Raw genomic sequence first — 20027 nt, 5'->3', positions numbered from 1 at the left:
TAAACTTCTTATGCCTCAAAGATTTCCTTTACCACCTCACGGTCATCAAAATGGTGCTTCACGCCCTTGATTTCCTGATAGTCCTCATGGCCCTTACCAGCAATCAGGATCACATCGCCTTTCTGAGCCAGCATACAAGCCGTACGGATAGCCTCCTTACGGTCAACAATACTCACCACCTTCTTCATCTGCTTCGAATCCAGTCCGGCCAACATATCATTGATGATATCCTGTGGTTCCTCGAAACGGGGGTTGTCACTTGTGATGATAACACGGTCACTCTGCTTGACAGCCTCTTGAGCCATCAGCGGACGCTTACCCTTGTCACGATTGCCACCAGCGCCACAGACGGTGATGATCTTTCCTTCCTTACCATCCAACACTTCATGAATGGCCTTCAGCACGTTCTCCAATGCATCAGGCGTATGAGCATAGTCAACGACAGCCGTATAACCCTCTGGCGAATGGATTGGTTCCAAACGACCTGCCACACTCTTCAACGTGCTGAGCACCAAGAGTATCTCCTCTGGTTTCTCACCCAGCATCACAGCGGCGCCATAGACAGCAAGCAGGTTGCTTACATTAAACTTACCAATAAACTGTACACCTACCTCATGGCCATCAACTTCCAGATACATACCTTCGAAATGACACTCTATGATACGTGCCTTGAAGTCGGCCATCGTACGGATGCTATAGGTCTTCACGGTAGCCTTGGTGTTCTGCACCATAAACATGCCATTCTTATCGTCAGCATTGGTGATAGCAAAAGCGCCCTTTGGCAACATATCAAAGAAAGCCTTCTTCGCATCACGGTAGTTCTCTACCGTCTTATGATAATCCAGATGGTCACGAGTCAGATTCGTGAAGATACCACCTGCAAATGTCAGTCCGCCAATACGCTTCTGGGCAATGGCATGACTGGAGCACTCCATGAAGACATACTGACAACCTGCATCTACCATTCGGTGAAGCAAGTTATTCAACTCAATAGGATCTGGTGTTGTATGACTGGCAGGCACAGGCTCACCCTCGATATAGTTGCATACCGTTGAGAGCAGTCCGCACTTATAACCCAGTTTGCGGAACATATTATATAATAAGGTGGCGATGGTGGTCTTGCCATTGGTTCCCGTAACACCGACCAACTTCAGTTTCGACGTTGGGTCACCATGGAAGGTGGTTGCCACCTGGCCAACCACGGCCTCCGTTGAGGCCACCTGTACATAGCATACCTGTGGCTGACGCTCATCTGGCATATCTTCACACAAGATAGCAGATGCTCCCAGCTCAATAGCTTTTTGGATATACTGATGACCATCTGTCTGTGTGCCTTTAATAGCCACAAACAGATGTCCTGCTGCAACTTTTCTTGAGTCAATATCAACATCCTTGATATCTACATCCGTAGATCCGGCGATGCTTTTGACTTCAATATTCTTTAATAGTTCTTCAAGTATCATATTTAATTATTATTTAAGTTCCAACATACATGACATACCAGTCTGAAGGGTGGTTCCAGGTGCAATACTCTGGCGAGCCACAAAACCCTTTCCGCTCAGTTTCACCTTCACGCCCAGACGTTCCAGCTGATACACGGCATCGCGCGCACCCATACCCGTCACATCAGGCATCTTTCCAGCCTTCACATCTACCGAGGCCATTGACACCTTAGACGTATTCACGCCCAATTGGCGCAACACATAGCCGGCAGCATTATTATCGCCCTTCAATACACTGGGAATCAGCACCGATGTTGAGTCACGGGCATCAGTCACACTCAGCTTCAGACTCTTGGCCATCACACCCTCTGAGATATGATGGAAGATACCACCCGACATCAAGCCACCAGAGGCAGGCAGACCCATTTTCTTGATACACACGATACAGGTGTACTGTGGATTATCTGAGGGGAAATAGCCACAGAACGACAACCAGTATTCCGTAGTGCCTGTCTTATAGCCACCCGCCTTTGCCACCTGAGCCGTACCAGTCTTACCTGATACCTGGAACGAATGCGAGCCAGCCTTTTTACCTAAGCCCTGACTAACCACATGACGCAGCACCGTCTGCATGGTCTTAATCGTCGACGGCTTTGCAATCTGTTCCTTGATAACCTCTGGCTGTGTTTCCGCTATCATCTGGCCTTCCCTCATGAATCCCTTCACGAAACGAGGGCGCATCATCTTACCATTATTTGCAATGGCATTATAGAAAGTCACCGTATTGATCGGTGCAATCTGCGTCTCGTAACCAATACTCATCCAAGGCAGCGTTGTCTTACTCCAATAGAGCGCCCTGTTAGATGTCTTTGTATCCGGCATACGGATTTTTGGAGGCAGATAACCCACGATAGGAAGTTTCAAATCCTGTCCGATACCTACACGATAGAGTCCCTCCACATATTTTCTTGGGTTAGAGCCATAATAATGGTCAATCACATAACTCACGCCTATATTACTACTCACCTCCAATGCACGAGCCACATTAATATCACCATAACCGCCACGATGCCAGTTATGATCCTTCATCTTAGCGCCATGCATATTCAAGATACCGCATCCTGTATGTATGACATAACTCGTATCTACCACACCATCATCCAGTGCCACCAGGAAAGAAGCCACCTTGAACACCGATCCCGGCTCGCAACGATAGCTGATAGCATCGTTGAAACGTTCATAATACTGACCATTCTCCGCACGGCGCATATTAACGATAGCCTTGATATCGCCAGTCTTCACCTCCATCAGGATTGTCACACCCATGGAAGCATCCCATTTCTTCAAACCTTCGATAAGCGCCTGTTCTGCCAAGTCCTGCATACCGACGTCAATGGTTGTCACCACATCAGTACCATCAACGGCAGGAGTCAACGTGAAGGGTACCACCTTGTTCAGCACCTTCTGCTTGCGCTCTATGCCATACTTACCACGAAGCAGGGAGTCGTAAGAGAGTTCGATACCAAAACGCGCAGTATCCTTTCCACCCTCAAAACTGCGTATATCACCAATGGTACGCTCTGCCAACGAGCCAAACGGACGTCGACGAGCTTCAAAAGACTCAGCATGGAAACCACCCTTGTTTGAAGGTAAATTAAAGAATGGCAACTGCTTCACCTCGCAGTATGTATTATAACTGATACGTTTCGGCCAGACAGCCCAGTGGCGGGCGCCCTCCGATCCGTTTCTCATAATTTTGTGCTTGCCTTCCTCCAAACGTGCCTTGAACTCCTCTGCCGAGCGTTCCGGGAAGATCACGTTCAATCCTCTGCAAAGACTATCCAAGTCGGCATACCAGATACTGTCGCGCTTACGCACCCACACCGTATCAGCATTTCCGCCTGCCTGATAGTCCATGAAGATCTTGTATTCAGGAATACTGCTGGCCAGCAACTGACCATCACAGCTCAGAATATTTCCACGATTGGGACGTACGCTGTCACTATCACTCTTCTGTCTGTTGGCCACGGTCTCCCAATACGATTTCTTTGCAGTCATCGTATAACCAGCCTTGACAATGACTGCGACACCAATAAGTGTCAGCAGCACGGCAACAGCCAGATAGCGCGGTAAAACTTTCTCACTCTTAAACTTACTCATAACCCATCACGTCTCAATCTTCCGGCACTTCAATAATATAGGGAGGTTGGTCACTCAGATGCAACAGTGTATCCTGATTCTCGTGCAGCACCCTCAGTACATTACTCTGACGGCACAACTCTGTCAGGTTACTGGAACTGGAGAGTGCTCTGTATTTTGCATCCACCAGGTCTTTCTCCAACAGATTAATCTCCAGCACATCCTGCTCGCACTGATAGCGAACACCAATATAAAACACGAAGAAGAACACGACGAACAGAATCAGGATGACATGATGACGAACCATCGCAAACAGGTAGTCGCCACCCAGAATCTGTTTCAGGGTAAGCGCACCTACTGGTGTCTCGTCATCCTCGCTTGTCGACTCCTTGATACGTTTCAAAGCCATCGCAGGCTTCTCAGCCTGACTTTGCGAACCAACAGCCTCTGTTGCAGCATCCTTCCCAGACACCACAGGATCCATTCGCTCTGGCTCAGCACCAGCCTCGACAATCATCTCAATTTCGTTATTCTCGTCTGTTTTCATTCGTTATACTTTTTCTGCAATTCTCAGCTTCGCACTACGGCTGCGCGGGTTAGCCTCCAACTCCTCTTCCGAGGCCGTAATCACCCTATTATTAATAAGGTGTAACGGCGATTTTACCCTTCCGAAAAAGTCCTGTTCAACCTTTCCTTCAGCATTACCTGCACGCATCACGTTTTTCACGATTCGGTCCTCCAGCGAGTGATAGGTTATGACACTCAACCGACCTCCGGGCTTCAACAGCTGACAGGCGCCTGAAAGCATCTCACGCAGAGCATCCATCTCATGATTCACTTCTATTCTCAAGGCCTGGAACAGCTTTGTCACTTCCTTCTTCTCACGCTCCCTTGGGAACAGCTTATCCGTCAGTTCCAGAAGTTGTCCAGTAGTCTGTATGGATATCTCCTGCCTTGCCTTCACAATGACAGAAGCCACCTTGCGTGCATTCTTCAGTTCCCCATAGAGATAGAAGATATCAGCCAGTTGTTCTTCTGTATAGTTATTCAGTATGTCAGCAGCAGTCATTCCTGCCCGTTTATTCATTCTCATATCCAGTGGCGCATCAAAACGAAACGAGAAGCCACGCGTCTCGTCGTCGAAGTGATGAGAGGAAACCCCCAAATCAGCCAGCAGGCCATCGATGCCATCCACCTCATAATAGCGCATCCAGTTCTTCAGGTAGCGGAAGTTACTTCTGATGAAAGTAAAACGGTCGTCATCCACAATATTCTGCTCCGCATCAGCATCCTGATCAAAGCTATACAGATGACCTTTTTCCCCTAGGCGACGGAGTATTTCGCGGGAATGCCCGCCACCGCCAAAGGTAACATCTACTAAAATGCTATCGGGCTGGATTGCCAGCCCGTCAACGCTTTCTGCCAAAAGAACAGGAACGTGATATGTCTCAGCTGTCTTAATCATTCGTCAAGGGGTTACTGTCATTATCGCCTTCAGTTTCTCCGCAAACTCCTCTTGCGGCAAGAATGGCTGTTGTGTTTTCTCCACAGCCCATATCTCGATAGCATCATTGATGCCTATGAACCTCACCCCCTGTTCAATGTCAGCCATCTGCAGGTAGCGCTTTGGTATCAGGAACCGGCCGTTACCGTCAAGCGTCAACACCTCAGCCTCAGATACATACTGACGAAGCACCTGCTGACCCACATCATCCCATTCATTAATTTTTTCCAGCAATGCATCCATACGGCGATTCCAGGTACTTTCAGGATAGAGCACAAGACAACGTTGATGCACATCCTTGCGCATCACGAGCACCTCTTCGCCTGCAGCCTGCAACACCTTACGGAAGATAGCAGGCAGAAAAATGCGGCCTTTGGCGTCTGTCTTGGCTTCTATATTACCTAAAAATCGCATACGAACATTATTAATTAGAGAGTTTGGATGCAAAGGTAATCATTTTGCACCACAATCCCCCACATTTCCCCACTTTTTTTTCGCAAATCTGAAAATTTTCTTCTTTCTATACATTTTATTGTTCGATATTACACATCTCGTTCTTTTTGTGCATCTTTTTGTATACAATAAAAATCCTTAATATGTGCAAAATTATAAATTTTCATCTAAAAAAAACGACGAAAATGAAAGTTTTTGCGTAATTTTGCACGTTGATACTGAAAAAGTGTGAAAGCATAGTCATGGAGAAGACCATAGACATAGACAAGATTCTCAAGGATAAAATGGGCAAAAAAGCCCGTTGGGTGCCGCGTCCTCTGGTTTGGTGGCTCAAGCATATTGTCCACGAAGACCAGATAAACTTCCACCTTTGGAATGCACGCGACCTAAAAGGCACCCCATGGCTTAAATCCACGATTGACTATCTGAACGTAACCATCAAGGTGAAAGGCATTGAAAACCTGCCCGCAAAGGACGACCCTCGCCGTTACACATTCGTGAGCAATCACCCTTTAGGAGGTATCGACGGTATTGCCATCGGATCAGTTATCGGCGAACATTACGACGACAACTTCCGATACCTTGTCAACGACCTGCTGATGAACCTGCCAGGCTTGGCGCCACTCTGCATCCCTATCAACAAGACAGGCAAGAACGGTCGTGACTTCCCCGCTATGGTAGAAGCAGGATTCCAAGGCGACAACCATATCCTGATGTTTCCCGCAGGACTATGTTCACGTAAACGCCATGGTATTATCCGCGACCTTGAATGGAAAAAGACATTCATCACCAAAAGCGTTGAAACCCATCGTGACGTAGTGCCCATCTACTTCGAAGGCCAGAACAGCAATTTCTTTTACCGCCTGTCGAATATCAGCGACAAATATGTGAAGAAAATTAATATAGCCATGCTGTTCCTCTCCGATGAAATGTTCAAGAACACAGGCAGGACCTTCACCATCACCTTTGGGAAGCCCATACCCTGGGAGACATTCACCAAGGAAAAGTCACCGATGGAATGGGCAGAATTCGTAAAAGACAAAGTATATAAACTCTCAAAATAGAACAAACAGAAAAAGCAAACTAAACAAAATAATGGAACAAACAATCATTGACCCGATTCCCGTAGAGGTCCTGAAAGCCGAACTAAAGCCAGAGCTCCAGTTGCGCATGACCAACAAGAGCAACAACCAGATTTTTATCATCACAGCACACAATGCACCTAATGTGATGAGGGAAATCGGCCGACTACGCGAAATTGCGTTTCGCGAGGCAGGCGGTGGTACTGGCAAGGAGGTAGACATCGATGAATTCGACACTTGCGAGAACTGCTACAAGCAGCTTATCGTATGGAATCCAGAGGCCGAGGAGATTATTGGCGGCTATCGCTACCTGGAAGGCAACAAATGGGAACTGGACGCCAACGGACAACCCATTCTGGCCACCAGCCACATGTTCCATTTCTCAGACAAATTCCTGAAGGAATACATGCCCTACACTATTGAGCTGGGCCGTTCCTTCGTCAGCCTGCCCTACCAGAGTTCCAAGATGGGAGCCAAGAGTCTGTTTGCGCTCGACAACCTCTGGGATGGTCTTGGTGCACTCACCGTCATCATGCCCAACGTCAAATATTTCTTTGGAAAGATGACCATGTATCCCAGTTATATCCGCGAGGGACGCGACATGATCCTCTACTTCCTGAAAAAACATTTCGACGATAAGGAGAACCTTGTCATACCGATGAAACCGTTGAAAATTGAGACTGACGAGAACGAACTTGCAGCAATTTTCACAAAAAACGACTTCAAGGAAGACTACCGTATCCTCAACCAGCGCATACGTGCACTGGGCTATAACATTCCACCATTGGTAAATGCCTACATGAGTCTGTCGCCTACCATGAAGCTCTTCGGCACAGCCATCAACTATGGATTTGGCGATGTGGAAGAAACAGGTATTCTCATTGCGATGGACGAAGTACTGGAAGAGAAGCGCGTGCGTCACATCGACTCGTTCATCAAGGAGCACCCTGAAGCACTAAAGATTACCAGCGGTGCCAACAAAATCATCTACAAGGAGAAATAAGAAGATAAAAGAAAACATAAATAAAGTGCAGTCCAAAAGGCTGCACTTTATTGTATCTCCATGACGATGAAATCTTAAATTATCGGCAATGATATACCACAAATCTTCTGATAGACATCCAGGGCATATACATCAGTCATGCCACTGATATAATCCACCACCGCCATCAGTCGTGTTTCCAGATCATCACTACTGATATCATACTGACTGCTCACTCGTCCAATGAGCTGTTGTGAGTAATAACGCTCAGGATGCTCTATGGCCTCAACCATCAGCTCCATCAACGTTGCCATGATACGATAACCCGACAACTCTACATCCAATACTGGACGACTCTTATAGATCCGTTCAACCGACACCTTCGTACAGGCCACATAAGCATCGCGTTGCCTTTCTGAGATATTCTGTATCAATGAACCCCGGAATGTACCTTCCAATATCTTGTCCTCATGCTCCAGGAAAGTCTTCACACACTCATTCTCCAACTTACCAATCACACAGGCACGCAGATACTGCACCTTCTCATTCACATCCGTCAGCTGTTCATCACTGATACGGGAACGAATACGGTTTTGCTCGGTTTCATCGAAGAAATCAAGCATCAGCGTCGTTGTCTCCTCAAAGGACAGAATCTTCAGTTTGAAGGCATCCTCCAGGTCCATAATCTCATAACAGATATCATCCGCAGCCTCCACAAGATAAACCAGCGGATAGCGCGCCCAGCGTTCATGGCCAGGTGTTGCATCCAACTGAAGGATACCCAACTCCTTTGCCACCGCTTCGTAAAGTTCACGCTCCGAGACAAAGAAACCGAACTTTGCCTTGGGCGCAGCAATCGATGGAAACGGGTATTTTACGATACTCGCCAACGTACTATAGGTCATCGCAAAGCCTCCCTGACGACGGCCTTTAAAACTATGAGCCAGCAGACGAAAAGCATTGGCATTACCATCGAATTTCGTAATGTCGCACCAGAACTCAGGAGATACCCGTTCTTTCAAATAGAGGCCTTTTCCCTCCGTAAAGAATGTCTGGATAGCCTTCTCTCCTGAATGGCCGAAAGGCGGATTTCCCAAATCATGTGCCAAGCAGGCCGTGGCCACAATCTGTCCGATTTCAGGCAATAATGTATCGATGAAATCGTGATTTTTTGAACAAAGAGCCCTCGCGATATCATTACCCAGCGACATACCCACGCTGGCCACCTCAAGAGAATGGGTCAGTCGGTTATGCACAAAAACACTACCAGGCAAGGGGAATACCTGCGTCTTATTCTGCAACCTACGGAAAGGAGCCGAAAAAATCAGTCGGTCGTAGTCACGTTTAAACTCCGTACGGTCATCATGACGTTCCAGGTGCTTATGCTCTTGCCCCAGTCGCCTATTACTTATCAGTTGTTGCCAATTCATTTTCATCGGTGCAAATTTACGAAAAAAAATGATATCTGCTATCACAGTATCTGCAAAAATTTATAAAATAAGTAGTACGGATGATGGCTATTTGAAGATAAATCACTAATTTTGCACGCTATATATAAATATTGTGTAAGATGAAAGTGAATATTATCAACAAGGGCCATCAGCCACTGCCCCAGTATGCCACAGAACAGAGTGCAGGAATGGACCTCAGGGCCAACCTCGACGAGCCCGTTACGCTGAAGCCGCTGGAAAGAAAACTCATCCCAACAGGATTGCATATTGCCCTGCCCGCAGGCTTCGAGGCACAGGTACGCCCACGCAGTGGACTGGCCCTCAAGAAAGGTATCACCGTTCTTAACACCCCAGGTACCATCGACGCCGACTATCGCGGCGAGATAGGCGTGGTTCTGATCAACCTGTCACAAGAAGATTTCATCGTCAACGATAGTGAGCGTATTGCCCAGATGGTGATTGCGCGCCACGAAAAAGCAGATTTCATCGAAGTAGAGATACTTGATGAGACTGAGCGTGGTGAAGGCGGGTACGGACACACCGGAGTAAAATAAAAGTTGAAAGTTGAGAGTTGAAAGTTATGATTAGGGTTACGGTCTTAAGCGTTATATTTCTATGCAGCCTGGGCATCTTTGCCCAGACCGATACAGAGCGTCGTTATGACGTACTCTTTCATGAGGCCATGCTTCAGCGCCAGAAGAGTCACCATGACGCCACGTTCGACCTGCTTACCCGATGTCTGGAGATCAAGCCCAATGCCCACGAAGCCTATTTCTTCCTAGCGCAATACTATAGCGAGATGAAGAATACAGACAAGGCTTTGGAACTTTTCAAGAAAGCATTCGACCTTTGTCCTGACAACATGACGTATATGGAGACCCTGGCACAGTCATATATCGCCAAGGAGAAATACGCCGACGCCATTACCGTGGTTGAGAAGATGTACAACCAGGACAAGAGTCGCCAGGAACTGCTGGAAATGCTCTACCGTCTCTACTACCAGGAGCAGAACTACCAGAAAGCCATCGACGTGCTGGATCGCATGGAGCTCATCGATGGCAAAAGCGAACGCATCACGCTGGCCAAAAGTGCCCTCTACATGGAGATGGACGACAACGAGAAGGCCCTTGCCGCCATCAAGGCACTGGCCGAGGAACACCCTTACGACCTCAACTATCGCACCCTTTACGCCAATTCCCTGATGACTAACGACAAGATGGATGAGGCCTTCAGCACCTTGGAAAAGATCATTGCCGAGGAGCCTCATAACGTCAAAGCCCAACAGTCATTAAGAAACTATTATATCAGGATTCAGGATACAGAAGCTGTCGATTCCATCACACGCTGCATCCTGATTAACAAGAATACGGAAATCAACGACAAGGTTTACCTGCTTCGCCAGCTGATTGCTGAGAACGAACAGGAAGGTGGCGACAGCACACAAGTCCTGAACATCTTCCGCGAGATACTGCAACAGCCCGACCCCGATGCCGATATAGCCGAACTGCGAGCTGCCTATATGGACCTGAAGAAGATGCCACGCGACAGTATCGCTGCTGCCCTGGAACTGGTGTTGCAGTTAGACCCCAACAGGACCTCAGCCCGTCTGCACCTGGCACAGTATGCCTGGGAGGACAATGATGACGACCGTATCATCAGTCTCTGTCAGGCTGCCCGCCAGTACAACCCTGAGGAGATGATATTCTATTACTATCAGGGAATGGCCTATTACCGCAAGGAAGATACCGACCATGCCCTGGAAGCCTTCAAGAACGGCATCAATGTCATCAACGACCAGAGTTCACCTGAGATCGTGTCCGATTTCTATGCTATCCTGGGCGACCTCCTCTTCCAGAAGAAACGCGAGGCAGAGGCTTTTGCCGCCTACGACTCCTGCCTGCAGTGGAAGCCCGATAATATCGGTTGTCTGAACAACTACGCCTATTTCCTCAGTCTCAAGGGCGACAACCTGGAGAAAGCCGAGGAGATGAGTTATAAGACCATCAAGGCCGAGCCCAAGAATGCCACCTACCTGGACACCTATGCCTGGATACTGTTTATGCAGCGACGCTATGCCGAGGCACGCATCTATATTGACCAGGCCACCCAGAATGCCTCAACGCCCAGTCCGGATATCTACGAACATGCCGGCGACATCTATGCCCTGAATGGTGACATGTCCACAGCCATCAGCTATTGGCAACAGGCCCTGGCAAAAGCACCCGACAACAAGTTGTTAGTAAAGAAAATCAAACGCAAAAAATATATCAAGCAATGAAATTAACAAACATCCTTAAAGTTGCCGCTTTGGCAATGCCACTTTTCCTGACCTCATGTCACACCAACAAGCAAGTGGTTAAAGAAGCTCCCGTCGTCTCTTCTGAAGAGAGTATGGAGAATGCTGCCATATTGGACAAAGTGACCGGTAACGCACAACCGGCACAATTCGTCACTTCCAAACTGAAGTTCTCTGTAGAATACGGTTCACAGCAGATGTCGCTCACAGGCAACCTCAGAATGAAGCGCGATGACGTTATCCAGATGCAGCTCATGGCCTTCGGCTTCGTAGAGGCTGCACGCCTGGAGTTCACCAAGGACTACGTGCTCATCATCGACCGTATCAACAAGCAATACCTGAAGGCCCCCTATAACTACGTGGATTTCCTGCGTAATAGCGGCATCAATTTCTACACCCTGCAGGCCCTTTTCTGGAACGAGCTGTTCAAGCCCGGACTGCAGAAGGTAGACAAGAACGCACTGGCCAGCTACACTACCAGTATCGACGGCGATGATGCCATTATCAGTCTGGAGCAGGGAAAGATGAACTACAGCTGGCTGACCAATCGTCAGTCGGGCCGCATCAAGATGACCAACATCTCCTATCGCGACATACTGAAAGGCAATACCCAGCTGAATTGGGACTACCTGGAGTTCACCAAGATGGGAGCAAAGACCTTCCCCAACAACATGAAGGTGACGCTGACCACCCCAGAGAAAGAACTGAAACTGGGTATCCGCCTGAACTACCTGGGCAACGAGAGTGAATGGGAGACACGTACCAAGGTGTCTGACAAATACCACGAGGTAGATGTCGACCAGATTCTGCGCCGTTTCATGGCCCTGTAACATACCGAAATTATCTGAAAGCTGAATAAATGAGAAAGATCTGCATACTGCTACTGATGCTTATTGTCTGCATAGCTGCGCCGGCACAAAAGTCGAAGCGCAGGACTACGCAGCGCAAACAGACGACTACGAAAGTGCGACAAACCAAGAAGAAGCAACCCACACAAAGGGAACAGTTGCAGGCAGACCAGAAAAGGCTCAAGAAAGATATCGAGGAGAAAAAGCGCAGAAAGCATGTACTTGACCAGCAGGTGAAGAAGCAGATGCAGGATGTGCTGGTTCTCAACGATGAAATCAGCGAAAAACGTCGTACCATCGACACCATCAAGACCGATATCGACTCACTCAACAGGAACCTGGCTTTTCTTGAAGCGCAGATGGACACGCTCCAGAAAGAACTGAAGACTCGTCAGGAGCGCTATGCCAATTCCGTGAGATACATGCATCGTAACCGCAAGTCGAGAAACAAGATGATGTTTTTCTTCAGCGCGCAGAACGTCAACCAGATGTATCGCCGCACCCGTTTCATGAAAGAATATGCCACCTATCAAAGGGCACAGGGTGAAGCGGTGAAGGTGAAACAGCAACAGGTTGAGGAGAAGAAGCAGGAAATCAGCGCCAGCAAACAGGAGAAGAGCAACCTGCTTGCCAAGGGACAGCGCGAGCAGGAGAATATGGAGCGCAAGCAGGCTGAGCAGAAAAAGATGGTAGCCCAACTGCAGAAGGAGCAGCGCACCGTACAGGACCTCATCAAGAAGGAACAACAGCAGGAGGCTGCTCTGAATGCAAAGATTGAAAGACTCATAGCCGAGGAGATTGCCCGTGAAAAGGCACGCATAGAAGCCGAGAAGAAACGCAAGGCCGAGGAACTGGCACGTAAGGAACGTGAACGCAAGGAGCGCGAGCGCCGCCTGGCCGAGGCAAAGGCACGCGAGGAGAAGGCAAAGGCCGAAGCACTTGCTGCCAAGACCGCCAAGGAGAAAGCTGCTGCCAAGCAAAGGGCACAGGAAGCCGAGAACGAGCGTAAGACGGCTGAGCGCCACGTAGAACAGGCCAAGAAGGAAATCAGTACCTATACCAGTGCCGACCCCGACCAGAAGCTCTCAGGCAGTTTTGCAGGCAACAAGGGTCGTCTGCCCATGCCTATCACAGGTGCCTATCAGGTAGTACGTAGCTTTGGCTCTAATATCGTGGAAGGTCTGGGTAATGTGCACCTCAGCAGTAAGGGTCTGCACCTGAAGGGACAGCCTGGTGCCAAAGCGCGTTGCGTCTTCGATGGTGTGGTCAGCAAGATCTACTCTACAGGTAATTCCTACATCGTGATGGTACGTCACGGCAAGTATATCTCCGTCTATTGCGACCTTGCCGCCGTCAGCGTTGCTGCAGGACAGAAGGTGACCACCAACCAGACGCTTGGCTCACTCGGCTCCAGCAACACCATGCAGTTCCAGTTGCGCAACTGGACAGAGTTGCTCGATCCGCGTCCTTGGCTCAGACGCTAAGAATATCCAGATAAAGTGTTAATGCTTTCTCTATCTCGCTGATGCAGATAAACTCATCGGCGCTATGACTGCGTGACGACTCGCCTGGTCCCAGTTTGAACGAGGGGAACAACATCAATGCCTGATCAGACAATGTTGGCGATCCGAAAGGTTTCAACCCCAACTCCACGCAACGTTTCACCAGCGGATGGTCTGCAGGGATAGAGGAAGAATGCAGACGGAACGAACGAGCCTTCAGTTCGCAGCGTTTCATGTGTTTCTGAAGGAAAGCAAACACATACTCATTCTGATAATACTCATTGGTACGTATATCCAGAACGAAATGCAGGCTATCTGGTATCACATTGTGCTGCGTGCCACTCTCAACCTGTGTCACCGTCATCTTCGTGGGTCCCAACAGCGGACTCTCCTTGCCAAATCTGTAATCGCGTAGCCATACCAGGTCATCCAGCGCTTCATAGATAGCATTCACGCCCTCGTTTCTGGCCGCATGACCACTCACACCCTTCGCATAACCATCTACCACCATCAGTCCCTTCTCGGCGATGGCAGGTTGCATACCCGTAGGTTCGCCCACAATCGCCACGTCAATCTTTGGCAACATAGGCAGCACATGCTCTACCCCATTCTTGCCCGACACCTCCTCCTCGGCCGATGCCAGATAGATAAGGTTATACGTGCGAGGCATACTATTCAGGATACGAAACACCTGCAGGAGCGTTACCAGTCCGCCGCCACAGTCATTCGAACCCAGGCCAAAGAGCTTATCGCCTTCCATCAGGGGCTCATGCGGATTCTTTGTCCACGTAGCCACTGGCTTCACCGTATCGATATGTGCATTGAGGAGAATGGTCTGCTTAGCCTCATCATAGTTGTCCGATACCACCCACAGGTTGTTAGCCTCGCGTCGTGGGTTCATCCCCCACTCGCGCATCTTCGCCTCCATCTTATCAGCAGCTGCGGTCTCATCCCTGCTCACGCGTGGCGTAGCAATCAGTTCCTTCAGCAGCTCCACTGCATCATTCACATATCTGCTTTTGTCCTCAATACTCATATCGACATAGTTTTTTTATAGAAAACACTTTCGTCTGCAAAATTACATCTTTTTCTTTAAAATGGAATCTTTGCAGGAATAAAAGTCCTAAATTATTTACTTCTATCCTGATAATCTATAGTTGTAATTATAGATATTCCTTTACTCCATTCTTCCAACTTTTTAGTTTATGCCAGTCTTTAGGAAGCCAGAAGTCGTTGACAGATTCAAGGACGAGGACGTAGGCTTTGGAACCGACATGGTGAAGGAGCACTCTACACGACAGATGTTTGTCAAAGGTATACCAATGCTTGGTATGAAATTCTGTGCGAATAACCCAATTGTTGCTGCTGAACATACCGCGCATGTCGCCGGAGTAGTCTTGTAAAGGACGATAAAGATAGTTCAGATTTCTATGACGATCGACATAGTTGCCTATCTCGGCGGACAATAGGCGGCGCAGGGTATTAGCCAACTCGGCTGTTTTTATCTCATAGACTGTGCCGTGCGTCTCGCCATCAAGATCTGGATGGGTGATTTCGCTTGAGATTATTTCTGGTTTGAAATTCTCAACCTTCGCCCCCTTATCATGGGTAATCAGAATGGGATGACTTTTAACACCATCTGTTTGAAACACTTTGTCAATAATTTCTGCTAGTTCTCTGTAATCCACATAGTAAACCGTGTCTTCGTCTTCCTCTTCTACGGTCAGTCTATAAGTAAAGCTGATTTCGCTTTTGGGCTGGAATCGGTTCTTTTTATAGGCTTCCATATCGTTGTTAGGAAGAAAACGCGATGGATTAGCTTTCAGGATGAATCCTTCCTTGGCTCCACCGTATTTGCTCCATTCTGGATTCGTCGATAGGTCTGGCGTGTAAGTCTTATCCTGTTGGTTTGTGAAGTCTCTGAGTGCCACAGAGTAGAGCAGGCTGTCAATGCCGTTGCGGTGACTTTCCCAGATGTAGCACTCTGTTCCTTCCTCGGCTAACAGACGACTAGTGGAGCGAATCAGGTCGTAGCTCTCATGGCTGCGTCGCCACAGGTCACGTATTCTTTTGTCTTGCTCCGGCGTGACGGAAAGTATGTTGCCCTGCTGGTCCTGATACTTGATGGGTTCAGGGGAATCATCATACAGGTCACAGCTGATGGTGACGATATACTCAGTCCTGAGACCATGTGAATAGTTTGCCTCAAAAGTTGCCACTCCAATGGAGTCCAACTGATCAGTTAACTTGATGACACGCTCGTTGAGGCCTTGTGCATTTGCCTGTAATGTTATGTATAATAACGATAATATCAATAAGTTCTTCATATTTGTTGCTCGTTTTTATTTGTTTGTTGTGAAGGCCAGCAAGTCATTGGTCAGCAGCTCGCCTCGCCTTCTGATTTCGTTTTCTATCTCTTTGTTGTCGGATGTCGGCTGAAGTGCCGTAACTTGACGGTTATTCGACAACAGTTGGTCAACCATTTCGTCCGTCATATATTGTACGGGAGCTTTTTGCGGTTTAGAATTAACTCTTTGCTTACGATGACTTCTTTTCAAAGGCTGCTGTAGCACCTGAGGTTCTTCGGGTATGATCGAAGATGTTTCCATTATTGGATTTGCATTGTTAGGCTTATTCACCTGCGCCACCAACACCTCCTGCGCCTCTGGCTCTCCATCTTTATTAAAGATGTTGAACCCGATAACGAATAATATGCTCGCCGCAATGCCAGTCATCACCCATCCGAGGAGTATCTTGGGCTTTGTGTTGACATCCTTTGGAAGCGTTTTTACTTTTTCATTGTCAATGCTGACAGGCTGTGCGACCTCCGTTTCTGGTTCGATGTCCACTTTTCCGCTATCGAACAGGGCAAACATCTCCTTGTATTCCTGCCATTCAACGCCCACCTCGTTGGTACGGAAGTATTCCGCCAACATCTGCTCCTCGTTCAGACTGGTTTCGCCAGCCATGAACCTATCGAGCATACGGGCAATTTCTTGTTTGTCATAGATTCTATTCATCGTTGGTTCCTCCTTTTCAGTTTATTCATTAGTTCGTTTCTTGCTCGAGCAAGCAAAGTTGATACGGATGTCTGCTTGATACCCAGGATATCTGCAATCTCGCTCAGTTCACGATGTTCCAGTTGTCTCATCGTCAGCACGATTCGTGAGGTGTTGGGCAAAGCATCTATCTGATCGTTCATCCATTGCTCCAGTTCTGCATATTCCAAACGGTCGTACAGCGAACCTTCATCCACAAGCGGCATCATGCTGCCCACCTCCGCATGAGTGCGTGTCGTGCGCCATCTGTCTATGCACACATGTCTCGTGGTAATCGCCACCAGACTCTTCATGCGAGTAGCATCGTCCATCTTCTCATGCAGATACCAGAGCTTTAGCATCACATCCTGTGCAATATCCTCGGCATCAGCAGATGCAGCCCCACATTTCAGGGCTACTGTAACGGCGTTCGCACGCATCTCGCTGGCTATATATGTAAACTCTTCTTGCGTCATTCTATTTATATAACGAAAAAGATGGCAGATATTAAACAAAGAAATAACTTTTTTTGAAGATTTCTTTGACACAACCCTCACACCCTCACATTTTCTCTGAAAAACCCAGTGTATATGCGGGCTGAGACATATGACCCTTTTGAGAAAAGGGTCACACGAAGGGTCACACGAACCCTCACACCCCACCCAATCGCAGAAAAAGCCTTTATACAAAGGGAGATCGGAGGGGTTAGTGTCGTGCTAACAGTAACCCCAACACTCCCCCAAACACTAACCCCAACACTACACCCTCGTTATTCAGGACATCTTGAGGAGCAATCCATCTGGGTGTAAGCGTATCCGCTCTGACGCCTTGCAGACTATAAGTCTTTCCATTTGTCTGGCAGCAGGGCTCTGTATTCCCTGATATCGGTGTTTGGCTGCATCAGCGCTGCCCTGTTGATGACATCTGAGATGTACTCGAAGAAATTAATCTTGTTGAGTCTACAAGAGCATGCCAGCGAATAAAACATGGCAGCACGCTGGGCTCCTTTGTGTGATCCGAAGAAGAGCGAGTTTCTCCTTGAGAGCGATATGTACCTGTTGAGTCTCTCAACGAGGTTGTTGTCCAAATGATAGTCTCCCCTGGTGAAGATATTTCCGATGGCTTCCCATTCGTTGAGCATATAGTGCACGGCAATATACTTGTCCGACTTGGGCAGCATCTCAGGGTCTGCCGCCATCCGGTCAAGCCTCTTGCGTATCTCTTTCAGTATCTTGGGGGCATACTTCTGTCTCCAGCGGAGGTTTTTCTCTACCGTCCAGCCGTCTGTCTCAATCCTATGATGATGCTCCATTTGGTAAAGCTCGTTTATAAGCCTGACTATAGTCTGTGCCTCACCGTCATCATCGCAGTCGAGAAATTTCCTCTTCACATGCTGTAGGCAGGAGAGTCTCGTAAGTTTTGCAGCCATCTTCCTGTAGGGATAGAATCCGTCTGACTGGAAGGTTCCTCCATAGTCGCCTATATAGTTAAGGATGACATCCTGTCCTCTTGATCCGTCGTGATAAAAATAATAGACCAGTCCTGTGTGCATGGCTGTCACTACCCAGATGTATCCTTTCTTCGAGCCCTTTCCGCCAGGCACCTTGACAAGTACGCGATGATAAGTCTCGTCGCCTGCCAGATAGTCGTCTTCCTTGACTGCCAGCCCCATCGCCTTGTACAGGTTCTCGAAGACGCCTTCCGTCTTGCGCAACAGTCCGTGAGCAGTACCCTTGTCCATATCGAAACCGTTCTCCGTAAAGTACTTGACGATACGCTCCACAGGCATGGAGTAGATGTAGCGCAGCTGGGCGATGCCTGCGATGAAGGAACCGTCGTAGTTCGAGCCCAGCAGGGGAGCTACAGGAGCCTTTCCCTCCATGACGGCTCCGTCCTGGGTATAGATACGTACGTGATATACCTTCTTGATGAAGCGCATGGGTACAAGGATGTAGCGTACCACGTCGTGAGTATCTATCAGACGTGCTTTCATCTCATCGAAGCATGAATCTGTAGGATAGACGTCCTCCTCCTCGACCTCCACCTCATAGTGATCCTTGCGTCTAGCTCCATAGTTGGTCCTTGCCCTCGGCTTCGGGGCGGAATCAGACTGCTGACTGTTTGAGTCTGGAGAAGTGGTACTTGATGCCGACACGGACGGAGTCTGTCTCTCCGATTTGTTCTGCTGTATCTTCGTCAGTCCCTTGATGACATTACGCTGTTTCTTCTCCTCCTGATTCTTCCGGATGAGCAGTTCCTCCAGCGATGACACCTTCTTGAAAAGCTCATCCACCTTACGGTTGGCTTCTTCAAGACGGTCATTTGCCTCCCTAAGCTGTTGCTGCAGGAAGGCATTCTGCTGCTGGAGCATACTGATAATCTCGTCCTTTTTCATATTACAAAGGTACAAAAAAGGAACGAGATTACCAAAGAAAAAACATACTATTTTTTTTGTTTATTTTACTGATAGTCAGCTATTTGCGAAACCGCAAAGTTGTCAATTCTCAGTCTCCTGCGATATCTGACGCTTCGGAGGCTCACGCCCCGCATAATGGCAGAAAGTGTCCTGTAGGACATCTCTACGGCCTTCTGGTCAGGCCTGAAACGGGGTAGCTCAAAAGTCCCTTTCTCTAATCGCTTCTGATAAAGCAGGAAACCGTCACCATCCCAGCAAAGCAGCTTCACCATCTGGCGGTTCTTGCCAAAGAAGATAAAAACATCGCCGTTCAAGAGCGGGCGTCTCAGTTCATTACTTACAATTTTTGACAATCCGTTGATGCCCATGTTCATCCGCACATAGCGCTGGCACACATAATACTGTCTGCTTTCCTCTAATCCGAACATGGCACGCCCTCCCCGGAATAAAGTTTAAGGAATGAAACGACTGCATCGGCACTTCCGCGACGAATATTGATCATCGTCCCGTCAGGAAGTGTCAGGCTGATACCCGTAAGAAGGTCACAAGGACGGATGGGAACATCTGGTTCAGATGCCAGACGGACTGGAAGAATCGATGGTGCTGACGACATAGATGGATCCAACGTGTCTGACTCATTACGAAACTTGAGAACGCGGCTCTTCGCATCGTGCACACTGTAGCCACGACCGTAAAGCCACTTCTCGAAACATCGTTGCTTTACGTGGACAGAACGAAGATATGCTGCAAGGCGCAAGCGAGGCTGCTTCTCTAATTCTGAAAGAAATTGATGCCAGGTCTTCTCATGACGGGCATCGGCTGTCTGTAATTCCATATTTGCATATCTGTTAAAATGAATATGCAAAGGTACCGA

Annotated in this window: 19 protein-coding genes; 6 read left to right on the top strand and 13 right to left on the bottom strand. The window is 48.2% G+C overall.

Features of this window, described 5'->3' with window-relative positions; translation table 11 throughout:
* Window positions 1-8 precede the first annotated feature (8 nt).
* The 5 genes from L6468_RS01500 to L6468_RS01480 are packed head-to-tail and all read right to left on the bottom strand — an operon-like array spanning window position 9 to window position 5499.
* Window positions 9-1463 (bottom strand): UDP-N-acetylmuramoyl-L-alanyl-D-glutamate--2,6-diaminopimelate ligase, encoded by a 1455-nt coding sequence (locus L6468_RS01500; protein WP_237794550.1) that lies wholly within the window; start codon window positions 1461-1463, stop codon window positions 9-11.
* Between the two features lie 9 nt (window positions 1464-1472).
* Window positions 1473-3602 (bottom strand): penicillin-binding protein, encoded by a 2130-nt coding sequence (locus L6468_RS01495; protein ID WP_237794547.1) that lies wholly within the window; start codon window positions 3600-3602, stop codon window positions 1473-1475.
* 13 nt (window positions 3603-3615) lie between these two features.
* Entirely contained in the window at window positions 3616-4128 is a 513-nt protein-coding gene (locus L6468_RS01490; RefSeq protein WP_237794540.1) for an FtsL-like putative cell division protein, read from the bottom strand.
* A 3-nt stretch (window positions 4129-4131) separates the two neighbouring features.
* Window positions 4132-5046, bottom strand: a complete 915-nt coding sequence (gene rsmH / locus L6468_RS01485) for a 16S rRNA (cytosine(1402)-N(4))-methyltransferase RsmH (protein ID WP_237794539.1) — start codon at window positions 5044-5046, stop codon at window positions 4132-4134.
* 3 nt (window positions 5047-5049) lie between these two features.
* Window positions 5050-5499 (bottom strand): division/cell wall cluster transcriptional repressor MraZ, encoded by a 450-nt coding sequence (locus L6468_RS01480; protein WP_091818786.1) that lies wholly within the window; start codon window positions 5497-5499, stop codon window positions 5050-5052.
* 281 nt (window positions 5500-5780) lie between these two features.
* Here L6468_RS01480 and glsA point away from each other — a divergent pair, with 281 nt between their 5' ends.
* Both glsA and glsB read left to right on the top strand, forming a co-directional pair.
* The gene (glsA, locus tag L6468_RS01475; RefSeq protein ID WP_237794532.1) at window positions 5781-6602 is read left to right on the top strand and encodes a lyso-glycine lipid O-acyltransferase GlsA; all 822 of its coding nucleotides are present in this window, start codon (window positions 5781-5783) and stop codon (window positions 6600-6602) included.
* 31 nt (window positions 6603-6633) lie between these two features.
* Window positions 6634-7623: a glycine N(alpha)-acyltransferase GlsB gene (gene glsB, locus L6468_RS01470; protein WP_091818784.1), complete on the top strand. Its 990-nt coding sequence runs from the start codon at window positions 6634-6636 to the stop codon at window positions 7621-7623.
* 74 nt (window positions 7624-7697) lie between these two features.
* On the opposite strand, the gene dgt is transcribed toward glsB, so the two are convergent.
* A complete protein-coding gene (dgt, locus tag L6468_RS01465) occupies window positions 7698-9032 on the bottom strand; it encodes a dGTP triphosphohydrolase (RefSeq protein WP_237794530.1) in 1335 nt (444 codons plus the stop codon).
* Between the two features lie 140 nt (window positions 9033-9172).
* On the opposite strand from dgt, the gene dut reads away from it, so the two are divergent.
* From dut to L6468_RS01445, 4 genes are read left to right on the top strand one after another with little or no spacing between them, the layout of a single operon-like run.
* Window positions 9173-9607, top strand: a complete 435-nt coding sequence (gene dut / locus L6468_RS01460) for a dUTP diphosphatase (protein WP_237794528.1) — start codon at window positions 9173-9175, stop codon at window positions 9605-9607.
* 26 nt (window positions 9608-9633) lie between these two features.
* Window positions 9634-11331 (top strand): tetratricopeptide repeat protein, encoded by a 1698-nt coding sequence (locus L6468_RS01455; protein ID WP_237794526.1) that lies wholly within the window; start codon window positions 9634-9636, stop codon window positions 11329-11331.
* Window positions 11328-12179: a lipoprotein insertase outer membrane protein LolB1 gene (lolB1, locus tag L6468_RS01450; RefSeq protein ID WP_091818781.1), complete on the top strand. Its 852-nt coding sequence runs from the start codon at window positions 11328-11330 to the stop codon at window positions 12177-12179. The genes L6468_RS01455 and lolB1 overlap by 4 nt, the downstream gene beginning before the upstream one ends.
* Before the next feature lie 29 nt (window positions 12180-12208).
* Window positions 12209-13681, top strand: coding sequence for a peptidoglycan DD-metalloendopeptidase family protein (locus L6468_RS01445; protein ID WP_237794519.1), 1473 nt, complete (start codon window positions 12209-12211; stop codon window positions 13679-13681).
* Here L6468_RS01445 and L6468_RS01440 read toward each other — a convergent pair.
* The 7 genes from L6468_RS01440 to L6468_RS01410 form a co-directional block, all read right to left on the bottom strand.
* Window positions 13671-14735 (bottom strand): M20 family metallo-hydrolase, encoded by a 1065-nt coding sequence (locus L6468_RS01440; RefSeq protein ID WP_237794517.1) that lies wholly within the window; start codon window positions 14733-14735, stop codon window positions 13671-13673. The genes L6468_RS01445 and L6468_RS01440 overlap by 11 nt on opposite strands.
* Window positions 14736-14862: 127 nt before the next feature.
* Window positions 14863-16026: a hypothetical protein gene (locus L6468_RS01435; RefSeq protein ID WP_237794515.1), complete on the bottom strand. Its 1164-nt coding sequence runs from the start codon at window positions 16024-16026 to the stop codon at window positions 14863-14865.
* Between the two features lie 15 nt (window positions 16027-16041).
* Window positions 16042-16719: a hypothetical protein gene (locus L6468_RS01430; protein WP_237794513.1), complete on the bottom strand. Its 678-nt coding sequence runs from the start codon at window positions 16717-16719 to the stop codon at window positions 16042-16044.
* Window positions 16716-17213 carry an RNA polymerase sigma factor gene (locus L6468_RS01425; RefSeq protein ID WP_237794511.1) on the bottom strand — a complete coding sequence of 166 codons (498 nt, stop codon included), beginning with the start codon at window positions 17211-17213 and terminating at the stop codon, window positions 16716-16718. The genes L6468_RS01430 and L6468_RS01425 overlap by 4 nt, the downstream gene beginning before the upstream one ends.
* Window positions 17214-17572: 359 nt before the next feature.
* Window positions 17573-19132, bottom strand: a complete 1560-nt coding sequence (tnpC, locus tag L6468_RS01420) for an IS66 family transposase (RefSeq protein ID WP_237793648.1) — start codon at window positions 19130-19132, stop codon at window positions 17573-17575.
* 65 nt (window positions 19133-19197) lie between these two features.
* Window positions 19198-19581 carry an IS66 family insertion sequence element accessory protein TnpB gene (gene tnpB, locus L6468_RS01415; RefSeq protein WP_237793647.1) on the bottom strand — a complete coding sequence of 128 codons (384 nt, stop codon included), beginning with the start codon at window positions 19579-19581 and terminating at the stop codon, window positions 19198-19200.
* Window positions 19569-19988 carry a hypothetical protein gene (locus tag L6468_RS01410; RefSeq protein ID WP_237793646.1) on the bottom strand — a complete coding sequence of 140 codons (420 nt, stop codon included), beginning with the start codon at window positions 19986-19988 and terminating at the stop codon, window positions 19569-19571. Before L6468_RS01410 ends, tnpB begins: the two co-directional genes overlap by 13 nt.
* Between the last annotated feature and the right edge of the window lie 39 nt (window positions 19989-20027).

Source organism: Prevotella communis, from assembly GCF_022024115.1.
In the GTDB taxonomy this organism is placed as follows: domain Bacteria; phylum Bacteroidota; class Bacteroidia; order Bacteroidales; family Bacteroidaceae; genus Prevotella; species Prevotella communis.
Note: the sequence above shows the minus strand (reverse complement) of the source record. Positions and strands in the feature narration are given on the sequence as shown.